Annotated in this window: 10 protein-coding genes and 1 rRNA gene; 4 read left to right on the top strand and 7 right to left on the bottom strand. The window is 59.4% G+C overall.

Going from position 1 to position 11,742, the window contains the following annotated elements:
• Entirely contained in the window at window positions 1–645 is a 645-nt protein-coding gene (can, locus tag KGA82_RS09795) for a carbonate dehydratase (RefSeq protein ID WP_008025819.1), read from the bottom strand.
• 168 nt (window positions 646–813) lie between these two features.
• Between can and KGA82_RS09790 the strand changes: the two genes are divergently transcribed.
• Window positions 814–1,218: a hypothetical protein gene (locus KGA82_RS09790; protein WP_008037181.1), complete on the top strand. Its 405-nt coding sequence runs from the start codon at window positions 814–816 to the stop codon at window positions 1,216–1,218.
• A gap of 115 nt (window positions 1,219–1,333) precedes the next feature.
• Here KGA82_RS09790 and rimI read toward each other — a convergent pair whose 3' ends face one another.
• Both rimI and KGA82_RS09780 read right to left on the bottom strand, forming a co-directional pair.
• A complete protein-coding gene (gene rimI / locus KGA82_RS09785; protein WP_223450248.1) occupies window positions 1,334–1,786 on the bottom strand; it encodes a ribosomal protein S18-alanine N-acetyltransferase in 453 nt (150 codons plus the stop codon).
• Window positions 1,779–2,519: an energy transducer TonB gene (locus KGA82_RS09780; protein ID WP_223436761.1), complete on the bottom strand. Its 741-nt coding sequence runs from the start codon at window positions 2,517–2,519 to the stop codon at window positions 1,779–1,781. Before KGA82_RS09780 ends, rimI begins: the two co-directional genes overlap by 8 nt.
• A gap of 219 nt (window positions 2,520–2,738) precedes the next feature.
• On the opposite strand from KGA82_RS09780, the gene mksB reads away from it, so the two are divergent.
• Genes mksB through mksF form a run of 3 tightly spaced genes read left to right on the top strand, consistent with a single transcriptional unit; the run spans window position 2,739 to window position 7,544 of the window.
• Window positions 2,739–4,016 (top strand): Mks condensin complex protein MksB, encoded by a 1,278-nt coding sequence (gene mksB / locus KGA82_RS09775; protein WP_192419130.1) that lies wholly within the window; start codon window positions 2,739–2,741, stop codon window positions 4,014–4,016.
• The gene (gene mksE, locus KGA82_RS09770; RefSeq protein ID WP_008025812.1) at window positions 4,006–4,707 is read left to right on the top strand and encodes an Mks condensin complex protein MksE; all 702 of its coding nucleotides are present in this window, start codon (window positions 4,006–4,008) and stop codon (window positions 4,705–4,707) included. The genes mksB and mksE overlap by 11 nt, the downstream gene beginning before the upstream one ends.
• On the top strand, window positions 4,704–7,544 hold the full coding sequence (gene mksF, locus KGA82_RS09765; RefSeq protein WP_008037179.1) for an Mks condensin complex protein MksF: 2,841 nt from the start codon (window positions 4,704–4,706) through the stop codon (window positions 7,542–7,544). Before mksE ends, mksF begins: the two co-directional genes overlap by 4 nt.
• A 178-nt stretch (window positions 7,545–7,722) precedes the next feature.
• Here mksF and KGA82_RS09760 read toward each other — a convergent pair whose 3' ends face one another.
• From KGA82_RS09760 to rrf, 4 genes are all read right to left on the bottom strand, one after another.
• Complete coding sequence (locus KGA82_RS09760) at window positions 7,723–10,026, bottom strand: intermembrane transport protein PqiB (protein WP_223450247.1); 2,304 nt, start codon at window positions 10,024–10,026, stop codon at window positions 7,723–7,725.
• Entirely contained in the window at window positions 10,019–10,642 is a 624-nt protein-coding gene (locus tag KGA82_RS09755) for a paraquat-inducible protein A (RefSeq protein WP_192228931.1), read from the bottom strand. Before KGA82_RS09755 ends, KGA82_RS09760 begins: the two co-directional genes overlap by 8 nt.
• Window positions 10,629–11,288, bottom strand: coding sequence for a paraquat-inducible protein A (locus KGA82_RS09750; protein ID WP_223450246.1), 660 nt, complete (start codon window positions 11,286–11,288; stop codon window positions 10,629–10,631). Before KGA82_RS09750 ends, KGA82_RS09755 begins: the two co-directional genes overlap by 14 nt.
• Window positions 11,289–11,433: 145 nt before the next feature.
• Window positions 11,434–11,549: ribosomal RNA gene (gene rrf, locus KGA82_RS09745) — 5S ribosomal RNA — on the bottom strand.
• Between the last annotated feature and the right edge of the window lie 193 nt (window positions 11,550–11,742).

Raw genomic sequence — 11,742 nt, 5'->3', positions numbered from 1 at the left:
TTACAGCGGCTCGAATGGGCGCAGGCGGTACTGCGGCGGCAACTGCTCGAAACCACTGATGGTGGCATTCAGGCTCTTCCACCGACCGTCCTTGATGCCATAGATGCAGCCGTGAATCGACAGTTTCTGCCCGCGGTGCCAAGCGTTTTGCACAATGCTGGTGTGCCCGACGTTGGCCACTTGCTGGATCACGTTGAGCTCGCAGAGGCGGTCGACCCGCTCTTCTTCGGTCGGCAGTTTGGAGAGTTCTTCGCGCTTTTCGTAGTAAAGGTCACGAATCGACCGCAGCCAGCCATCGATCAAGCCGAACTGGCGATCCTGCATCGAAGCACGCACACCGCCGCAGCCATAGTGGCCGGTAACGAGGATGTGTTTGACCTTGAGCACGTCCACCGCGTACTGAATCACCGACAGGCAGTTGAGGTCAGTGTGCAGCACCACGTTGGCCACGTTGCGGTGGACGAACAGGTCGCCAGGCAGCATGCCGACAATCTCGTTCGCCGGTACGCGGGCGTCGGAGCAGCCGATCCAGAGGAATTCCGGCGTTTGCTGACGCGCCAGTTTGGCGAAGAAATCAGGATCTTCTTTGGTGATCGCGTCAGCCCAGCGCTCGTTGTTATCAATCAGATCTTGTAAGTCGTTCATGCAATGAAGCCTCGAGAATGATGCGCTGCTTTGACAGACAACCGTCCGTCGGGGTCACGCGCAAGATGCAGATTGCCGATGAGGCATATTACCGGTGTTCCCTGCCGGCGGAATTCCGGGCAGCCCAGTGGGTCTACCGTAGTAAGGCTCACAGTATGAGGAATTACCATGAATGATTCACGACGTCCGTACGATGCGGCGCAACCCGAGCCCATCGACGACAACGAAGACCGCATGGGTTCGCTGCAGGAGCTGGATTTCGAGGAGGAAGAACCCAGCGCGAAAATCGGCGACGAACTGACGCAAACGGAACGCGAGCGACTGATACCGCGCGCGCGCGTGCGTGAAGCCGGAATGACCGGCGCCTCGACCGCTGATCATGAACCCACCGATGATGACATGAGCCCGGAAACGTTGATCCGTGAAGACGGTGCGCGGGATGCGCATGAGGCCGGTGACGATTACCGGGCCGATTGGGATTTGAGCATCGTCGATGAAGATGACATCGGCGGGGGTAATGGGTTGGATGAAGAAGAACTGGCGCGGCTGGATCCGCTGGATGGGAATCGGTAATGGTGGGTGTCAATGAAGACGCCTTCGCGGGCAAGTCGGATCGCCGCCCGCTCGCTCCTACGTTTGCAATGCAATTCCCTGTAGGAGCGAGGCTTGCCCGCGAAGCTTTTGAGGCTCAATCCACCAAAGTGCAGGCCATGACCACCGCATCTTCGCGCCCACCCACCGCCGGATAATAATCCCGACGCCGGCCAATCTCGTTGAACCCGAAACGCTCATACAACCGGAACGCCGAGCGATTGCTGTCGCGCACTTCCAGAAAACATTCCCGCGCCTCAGCCTTGTAGGCAATCGACATCAGGTGCTCCAGCAGCGTCAAACCCAGGCCACGGCCCTGATTTTCCGGTTTGACGGTGATGTTCAGCAGGTGCGCTTCATCCAGAATGATCTGCACCACACCGTGCCCGACCTGCTGTGAACCTTCGAACATCAGCCAGATCTGGTACTTGCCCAGCCCATCGAGAAAAATCCCGCGGGTCCAGGGATGGCTGTACGCCGCGAATTCAATTTTCAGGACAGCGTCCAGGTCCGCCTCGGTCATCGGGCGAAACGATACAGCGTCACTCATTCGATTCTTTCCAGCGCGCCATCAGCCGACGCATGGCTTGCCAGACATCAGCCTTACGCTGTGGCTCTTCCATTAATAATTCCAGGCCCGGCAGGGCCCAGACCGCGCCCAGGCCTTCGACCTGAAGTTCACGATTGAAGGATTCGGCGTTGGCCTCGCCGGCAAAACGCACCGCCGGCAGGCCGATCAGCCACACGCAGACGCACGGTGCGTCTTCCAGCCGGGCCGAGAGAAAACCTTGTACGAAGTCACGAGCCGCTTCCGGGCCTTGATCCATGGTGCCGCGAACCAACAATGGCCAGCGCACCGGTTCGCCGACAATTTGCGGGCTGTCCGGCAGACCGGCGGCGCGCAACATGTCCTTGAGCAGCAGATAGGCGGGATCGCGGGTCTGGAAGGTTTCGCCTGTGGGTAACTCCACCAACAGCAGGCAACGACCGGCGCGCAGCAATTGCAGGGCGAAACGCGGTGGCGGGATTTGCGGAGCCTTGGCGACGACCGGCACTTCCTCCTCGACCGGCTGGGTGACCGTCCGCGTGCTCGACAACGATGGCCGCGGCACCTCGATCTTCACCCGCTCCGCAGGTTTGACCACTGGTTCCACGGGCATCTCAGCCACGGGTGCCGGCGCCACAGGGGCAACGACCAACGGCTCCGGCATTTCCAGCAGCTCGGGCCGCGAGGGCGCGGCAAAGGGCAATTCGGTACGCGGCAGCCAGTTGACCACCTGCATGGCGGTCAAATAAGCGCGGCGACGGGACTCGATTAGCAAAGGTCGGCCACTTGTGGATAACTAAAGTGCGCTGATTCTACCGCCCTTCGCTCAAGATCGCCCGCGCTTGATCGATACTCTTTCCCTTAGAAACAGCTACAGCCCGTCCCGAGAGTGAATCGCATCGGTCCCGATGCAGTACAATCGCGGCTTTTAATCGCCAACCAGCCGGCCATTCCGATGATCGAACCCAAGCGCGTCTTGCGCGCCCTCGCTGAACACTGGGCACTTCTGGAGCCACTGTGCGAGCACTTCGACCAAGGCACACTGAGCCTCAACGAACTGCGCACGCAACTGGCCGCCCAGCAACTCGACAGTACGCCGCAGGACATCACCAGCCTGCTGGACGTGTGGATCCGCCTCGACATTCTGGTTCCCGTGGCAAAAAGCCCGAACCGTTTCGAGCTCAACGCGCAGATCCACGACTTCCTCGCTTACCTGCGCCGTGAGCACCGTCTGGGCCTGTGCCTGGAAATCGAAGCCTATTTGCGCCACCTCGAACGCCTGGCCGGTTACATTCAGGACGCCTTCGACATCCGCGACGGCCACGACCTGGCGCGCCAATTGCGCCTGCTCGACATGCGTGTGCGCGATGTACTGAAGAAGCTCGCCAACGACGAACAGGCCCTGGTGGCCGTCGCCGAACGCGCCAAGACCAGCGATCGGCAGATCCCGCTGCGTCAGCGTTACGCCGAAGTGCTGGCGACCTGGGACGAATACGTCGAGCCGATGATTCAGTTGGTGAACGCCGACGGCGCCTTCGAACAAGGCGTGCGCAAAGTCGAAAACGTCCTGTTGAAGATGCTCACCGAGCAGCAACGCCTCGGCCACCTGGTCGACGACGACATGCTGCTGCGCACCCACGCGCGCATCCTTGAAATGCAGACCAGCGCTCAATTGACGCTGCGTCATGCCCGCGAACTGCTACTGCCGCTGCGTGAAGAAGCCCGTCGTCACAACGCCGTGACCCGTGGCGCAGCGCTGGCCTTGTCGGCCATCCGTCGCAAAGGCATCGACGCGGTGCCACAAGCGGCGATGCCGATGTTCACCCGGCCGCAAAGCACCTTCCTCGGCAGTGCCAGTCAGGTCGAAGCCTACGTCTACGCGCTGGCCCGTTTCGAGCCGAAACCGGCGCGGTTCCCCAAGGCCCACAAGACCCAGAAAGGCGAAGCGCCACGCGCACCACGTACCGTTCGCGAAATGCTTGAACGTTGTGAAGACGCGCTGCCGATGCCAGACCTGATGACCTGGCTGCTGGAACAGGAACCGAACGGCGCCACCGACGAATTGCTGTACTGGTTCTCGCGCCTGTCGCGGGAAAAACGCTTCAAACGCGAGCGTCTGGAACGCCGCGATTACCACACTCACGAGCACCAGGTCAGCCTGCGCTCCTTCGCCCTGCTCTCGGCCGGCCCAGATGCCATCGAGAATTCTGCGAGCACTCCACATGCATCTTGATCTATCCGAACTGTCCCAGCTGGCACCGATCTTTCGCGAGCTGTTCAAGGGCTACCACGTCAGCCGCCGCGACCCGGAGCTGTACGCGCAACTGTCGAACTTCCAGGACCAGTACCGCACGCTGTTCAAGGCACTGGGTTTTGAACTGGTTTGCGACACCCGCGGTTTCTACTACTTTGTGCCGGACCTCGCCGCCGCTGCCGTGAACAAGACCGCGCAGCGTCTGGCGCTGTTCACCTTCATCCTCGTCGAGCATCTGGCCGATCAGGGCCGTGACCCGATTGCCGTGCTCGACGGCGGCAGCCTCGGTCGCGATGAACTGCCGTCGTTGCTGGAAAAATACCGCGACCTGTTCATCCAGGCCGAAGTGCAGACCGTCGAAGAACTCGAAGAAAAAATCATGCGCCGCATGACGCAGCTCGGGTTTGCCGGCGAAGAAAACGGCGTCTACCGCTTCCTGCCGCCGATGCACCGTTTCCTCGACGTCTGCCTGTCGGTTCAACAAGACCGCGACTTGGCCGCCAGCCTGCACAGCGTGCTGCCGCTGCCGGTTCCGGTACTGATCGACGACGACAGCGACGAAAAACTGCTGCAAACCGATGACCCGCTGGACCTCAGTGACTTCGCTGAAGAAAGCGAAGAAGACGCTCTGGCCCGCGCCATTGCCGAAGAACAGGAGACCGACGCATGAGCAAGGAACGCTACGGCATTCGCCGCTTTGCCCTTTTGAACACCGCCGGTTACAGCCTCGGCCTGTTTCCGCTGGAAGAACCGTTGTCGGTCTACGGCGCGAACAACCTCGGTAAATCCGCCTCGATCAACGCGTTGCAGTTCCCGATTCTGGCGCGCATGTCGGACATGAGTTTCGGCAAGTACAGCCTGGAACAATCCCGGCGTTTCTACTTCGCCTCGGACACCAGTTACATCCTGGTTGAAGTCTCGCTGCCCCACGGTCCGCACGTGATCGGTGTGGTTGGTCGCGGCCCGGGCGGTGGTTTCGGCCACCAGTTCTTTGCCTACGCCGGCAAACTCGACCTGGCCCATTACCAGAAAAACGACACCTGCCTGCGTCAGAAAGAACTGTTCACCAACCTTGAGCGCGAAGGCCTGAAAGCCTACGAACTGAAGCCGGATGAACTGCGTCGTTTGCTGGTCGGCGGCCACACCTCGATTCCGCTGGACCTGACCCTGATCCCGCTACGCTCCACCAGCGAGCAGAGCCTGAAGACCTTTCGCGCACTGTTCATCAACCTGCTGCACATGCGCGAAATCACCGCGGCCAAGCTCAAGCAATTGTTCCTCGATGCTTTCGAACACAGCCTGCGTTCCGGCAGCGTCGATTACATCGCTGCGTGCGAAGAAGCCTTCCGCGATGTACGACGCATGGAGCAGGACTACAACTCGCTGGTCACAGCGGGTCCGCTGGTTGAAGCGCTGGCCGCAGGCGTTGCCCAGCGCAATATTCTGCGCGGCAAGCTGCACCGGATCTCGCCGTTGCTCGATTCCTTGCTCGGCACCTGGTCGGACTATGCCAGTGCGCGCAAGGAAGAGCTGACGATTCAGGCCGAGCACTACCGCAACGAACAGGACGCGCTGCAAAACGATCAGCGCGGCGGCACGCAGGAGCTGATGCGTCTGGAGCGGGAAATCACCGGCATCCAGCGCTGGCTCGGCGAGTTGTCGGTGCTCAAGCATCGCTTCGCGTTGGTGACTGACGTCAAGGTCCTGGAGCAGCAATTGCTCGCGGCCAAGGACGCGCACGATGAATTGGCCGGTGCGCTGGCGCAGTCGCGGCAGTTCTCTGCCGAAGACCTGGAAGAGCGCCTGCGCGATCTGGAAAAACGCCTGAAATCGGTGAAACAGCAACTCGATCACGCCGACAACAACAGCTACGCCCGCCTGCGTGAAGAGTTCTCGCAACAGGATGTCGAGCGTCTGATGCGCCTGTTCAACAGCGCGCTGTTCAGCCTGCCGTTGGGCGAGCATGGCATCACGCTGGACGAGGACGGTCAGTGGGTCAAATCCATGGAGCTGATCCTCGACGGCTTCAAAGGCGAGCGCTTCGAAGTACCGGGCCTGTCCATCGATATCTCGCACATTGAACCTCCTGCGTTGCAAGCCCTGGCGGACCGCGCCGCGTTGCGCGATCAGAAAGACCGCCTGGAAAAAGAACTCAAGCAACTGAAAACCCAGGCTGCCGTGGTCGCCGACCGCGCAGCGAGCAAGACCCAGACCGAAGCGCTGTACCAGCAAGTGCTGGACGCGCAGAAAGCCCTGGAAGATTTCCGCCGCGCGCAAACCCTCAGCGCCGAGGAAGACGACAAGCTTGAGCAACTGGCGCAGATGGAAGCGGCGCAGGAAGAACTGAAGCGCTCCAGCGACGCCTTCACCGAACGTGTCCAGCAACTGTCGGCCAAGCTGCAACTGGTCGGCCGGCAGATCGGCGACATGGAAGCCAAGCAGCGCACCCTCGACGACGCCCTGCGCCGCCGTCAGTTGTTGCCGGCAGACCTGCCGTTCGGCACGCCGTTCATGGACCCGATCGACGATTCGATGGACAACCTGTTGCCGCTGCTCAACGACTATCAGGACAGCTGGCAGGGCTTGCTGCGCAGCGATGGCCAGATCGACGCGTTGTACGCTCAGGTGCGCCTCAAGGGCGTGGCCAAGTTTGACAGCGAAGACGATATGGAGCGTCGCCTGCAACTGCTGATCAACGCGTATGCGCACCGCACCGACGAAGCCCTGACCCTCGGCAAGGCACGTCGCGCCGCGGTTACCGACATCGCCCGGACCCTGCGCAACATCCGCAGCGACTACGACAGCCTTGAGCACCAACTGGCGCTGTTCAACCGCGAGATCAACAAGCGTCAGGTCTCCAACCTGCAGAGCTTCCGCATCGTGCTTGCGCCGAACAAGGAAGCGCTCAAGCACATCGACCAGATCATCCACAGCGCCGGTCAGTACGAAGAAGGCGAAACCCTCTCCGTGTTCGACCTGAGCCAAAGCGCCGATCAGGACAACAAAAACGAGGAAGCCAAGGAATACCTGGCGCGCCTGGTAGCGGCGAATCACAACCAGCTTGGTCTCAAGGACTTGTTCGAACTGGCGTTCGAGATCACCAAGGTCAATGGCCAACCGGTGATCCACACCGACATCGACGGCGCCGCGTCCAACGGCACGACGATGACCATCAAGGCGCTGACCAACATGTACTTGTTGCTGCACTTGATGGACCGCGACCAGGCCGGTCGCGTGCGCCTGCCGTACTACCTCGACGAAGCGGCGGACATCGACGAGAAAAACCAGGCAGCGTTGCTGGAAACCAGTCTGCAACTGGGCTTCGTGCCGATTCTGGCGAGTGTGAAGCCGCAGGTCTGCGCCAGTGTGGCGATTGACCTGGAAGGCGGTAGCGGGCCGAACGGGATCTACATCGATGAGGCGGACTGGAAGTACATCCGTCGCCACGATGAGGTGAAGGCTGTGGTTAATGTTGAAGCGGATGAACCGGAGCTGGATGCGGTCTGATTTGCGTTAATCGAAGGCAATAAAAAAGGCCGCGATCCAATCGCGGCCTTTTTTTTGTCTGGTGGTTATGTGTTGGCTATCCGGACCTCTTCGCGGGCAAGCCTCGCTCCTACAGGTTCGGTGCTGATCTGTAGGAGCGAGGCTTGCCCGCGAAGGCGTCATCCCTGACGCCAACAGATTATTTGCCGAGCGAGATCTTCGGCGCCCAGGTCAGCCATTCATCTTCAAACTTGTCGAACAACGGGAAGGTTTGCTCCGCTCGCGCCGGGTTACCCATGCGATCCCCGTCCGGCGTGGCGAAAGCGATGCCGCCCTGAATCAGCGTCTCCAGCGATTCGGTACGAACCGTCGCGCCTTTGAACAAGCCGTAGTCGAAACCAAAACCGCTGGTGTTCCAGAATCGTGTGCCGCTGCGCACCAATGGCGCGTACTTCGGCTCGATCAGGATGTGTATCAACACACGGTCAGCCGTCTGGCCCAGTTCATACCCCGTCACCTTGCCCACGGTGACTTCGCGATACGTCACTGGCACGCCGGTTTTCAACGAACCTCGACGAGCGGCGCTCAGAACCAGACTTAACCCGGCTTCCTGTTTGGCGGTTTCCGGAGGATTGGCCAGCGCTACGAAGTTATTCTGCGGCCCGATGTTTTTCGCGGCCGGCTGCACTTCGATGTATTGACCGGTCACCAGGGTTTCCAGGTTCGACGTTTTGAGCAGACCCAGCTCGGGTTTGACCACCCAGAACTGACTGCCGGCCCGAGCGATTCGCTCCGGCACTTCGGTGATCCGCGCGGTGAGCATCACCGATTGCAGGTCATCCGTGAGGTCGACGTCTTCAATCTTGCCGACGTCCAGACCTTTGAATCTCACCGGTGTGCCGCTGCGCAAGCCATCGGCGCGATCGACCTTGATCGTGATCACGGCGCCTTTCTGGTTGGCTTCGTCATGGCTGGCGAACAGACGGAAACGCGGGATTTTCTTTTGCAGCGGGGCTTTGGCCAGCGGGGTTTCGAAGGCGATACCGCCGGCCATCAGGCTTTGCAACGATTCACTTTTGACCTGGATTCCGCCAGTCAATCCGCCCGTGAGCGTAATGCCACTGGCATTCCAGAAACGAGTCGAGGCGTTAACCAGCCCTTCGTATTCCTTTTCGATGTGTACACCGATCACCAACTGTTTTTTCTTGCGCGAGAACTGATAGCTCTGGACCGAACCGACCTTGACCTGCTTGTAGAGAATCGGACTGCCAACTTCCAGCGAACCAAGATTTTCGGTGAACAACACCAGGTGCAGGCCCGGCGAACGCAAATCCAGCGGCGGCGCCTTGGCCCTTGCCACGAACTCACGCTGTGGTGCGGCGCCTTTATCGCCGGGACGCACAGCGATGTAGTTACCTTTGACCAGCGCTTCAAGCCCGGTGATACCCGCCAGGGAGATCGACGGTTTGACCACCCAGAATTGAGTGCCTTCGACCAGGTAATCTTCGGCCAGAGGATCAAGGGTCAGTTCAGCGGTAGCACCGGACAGATCGGGATCGATCTTCAACGCTTTCAGATTGCCGACCTGAATGCCTTTGTACATTACCGGCGTACGACCGGCCTGCAGGCCTTCGAAATCGCTGAGTTTAACCTTGACCCGTATACCGGCCGCCGCCGCATCGAAGTCTTCATAGAGACGGAACGGCAGGCTCGGATCGGTGGGCGGGCTGTCCCTGCGGTTTTCCGGCGTGGCGAATGCGATACCGCCGGCGACGATGCTGGCCAGGGACTCACTGCGCACCTTCACACCGGACAGGTTGGCGTCGATGCTGATGCCGCTGGCGTTCCAGAAACGTGTGTGTTTGCGTACGAGCTTGGCGTACGTGGGTTCGATGAACACTTTAAGCTCAACCGTGCTTTGGTCTTCGGACAGCAAGTAACTTTTGATCTGTCCTACTTTGATCTGCTTGTAGAACACCGGGCTGCCACGGTTCAGCGAACCGAGGCGGTCAGCCTTGATGGTCAGGTGCAACCCGGGCTGGGCATCCGACAACGGCGGTTCTTCAGCCAGGGCCTTGAACCGGCGTGTGGGCTCGCCTTCCCCCGGACTGATCGCGACGTAGTTACCGGAGACCAGGGTTTCCAGGCCCGTGATACCCGCCAGGGTCACGCTCGGCTTGACGAGCCAGAAGCGTGTGCTGGTCCGCAGGTATTGCTCCACGTCCTTGTTCATCTCAACGGTGGCGATCACTCCTTTGGAGGCACCTTCATCATCGAGCGTGAGGGTTTTCACCTTGCCGACCGACATGCCTTTGTAGACCACTTCGGTCTTGTTGGCCTGAATGCCTTCACCGCTTTCAAAACGTACCTGAATCTCGATGCCGGTCTCGTTGTAGGCACGCCAGCCGAGCCAGCCGCCGATGATCAGGGCGATCAGGGGCAACACCCAAATGGCTGACCAGTTCGAGGCCGGTCGGGTTTTCGCTGTGGGCAAATCAGTCATGGTCGTCGTCCGACTCCGTGTTATCCCAAATCAGTCGGGGATCGAAAGTTACTGCGGCAAGCATCGTCAGAATCACCACACTGGCGAAAGCGATGGCGCCAAGATTGGCTTCGACACTGGCAAGCCGTCCAAAATTCACAACCGCCACCAGGATGGCAATCACAAAGATATCGAGCATTGACCAGCGACCGATGAACTCGATAAAGCGGTACATCCAGATCCGTTGACGAGCCGAAAGCGGCTGGTGGCGCTGCACCGAAAACAGCAGCAAGGCGATGCCCACCAATTTGAACGTGGGCACCACGATACTGGCGATAAAAACCACGGCGGCGATGGGAAGCATGCCGTGTTGAACCAGTTGGATCACACCGGACATGATGGTGCTGGGATCGCCCTGACCGAGGGAACTGACCGTCATGATCGGCAGTACGTTGGCCGGAATGTAGAGGATCGCTGCCGTGATCAGCAACGCCCAGGTACGAGCGAGGCTGTTGGGACGGCGGGCGTGAACCAGCGCACCGCAGCGGGTGCAGACCTGCTCGTCGGTGTCAGCTTCCTGCTTGTTCAATTCATGGCATTCGGCGCAAATCAGAATGCCTGCATCAATCGCCCGCATGGGCATCCTCTCCTGATAAAGCCTGCCAGATCTGATGGGGCGACATCACGACCTCCAACCAGACCTGGACCAACAACAAACTGATAAAGCACGCCAGGCCGAGACCGATGGTGATTGCTGCCATATCTGCCAGTTTGACGATCGCCACCAGCACGCCCATGAGGTAGACCTCGAGCATCCCCCAATCGCGTAGATGGTGATAAATCCGATAGAGCAACAAGCCGTAACTACGGCCGATATCAAAACGAATGCTCAGCAGCACGGCCAGTTGGCAAAGCAGTTTGAGCAACGGGATCCCCATGCTGCACAGGAACACAACCACTGAGACGCCTTGCATTCCGGTATCGAACAGGCCGACAACGCCACTCCAGACAGTATCTTGCGACGACTGCCCGAGTAGATTGAGCTGCATGATGGGTAAAAAGTTCGCCGGGATGTACAACAACAGCGCGGAGATGACCAAGGCGAGACTACGTTGCACAACATTGTGCCGATGGGCATAGAGTTCGTAACCGCAGCGCGGACACAGGGCTTTCTCGCCATGGGCGAGCTTGGGCTTGCGCATCAGCAAGTCGCACTCATGGCACGCCACCAAGTCGTCCAGCGGTAATTCTGACAGCCCGGGGGCGTCAACCGGTTCTGGCATAAAGGCACTGACTCCGAAAAAGTTGGACCTATTCTAGTGTCCTGAGTCGAAAATAACTGTGCAAATTTGTGCTCGTCCCGGGCGTGCTTTTTTGCGGGCAAAACAAAACCCCAACTGCTTTCGCAATTGGGGTTTCGGAATTTAATCTTGACGATGACCTACTCTCACATGGGGAAACCCCACACTACCATCGGCGATGCATCGTTTCACTGCTGAGTTCGGGATGGGATCAGGTGGTTCCAATGCTCTATGGTCGTCAAGAAATTCTTGAGCTGACGCGTCTTGCGACGTTCCAGCGAATCGGGTATGCGATAGTTTGTGTGTTGCTCTCGAACTTTCGGTTCATTGCGTCTTCACACACCGCAATCTTATGCTCTTTCGAGTAGTCAAATTGCTTGGGTGTTATATGGTCAAGCCTCACGGGCAATTAGTATTGGTTAGCTCAACGCCTCAC

Source organism: Pseudomonas sp. BF-RE-22, assembly GCF_019956155.1.
Classification (GTDB): domain Bacteria; phylum Pseudomonadota; class Gammaproteobacteria; order Pseudomonadales; family Pseudomonadaceae; genus Aquipseudomonas; species Aquipseudomonas migulae.
Note: the sequence above shows the minus strand (reverse complement) of the source record. Positions and strands in the feature narration are given on the sequence as shown.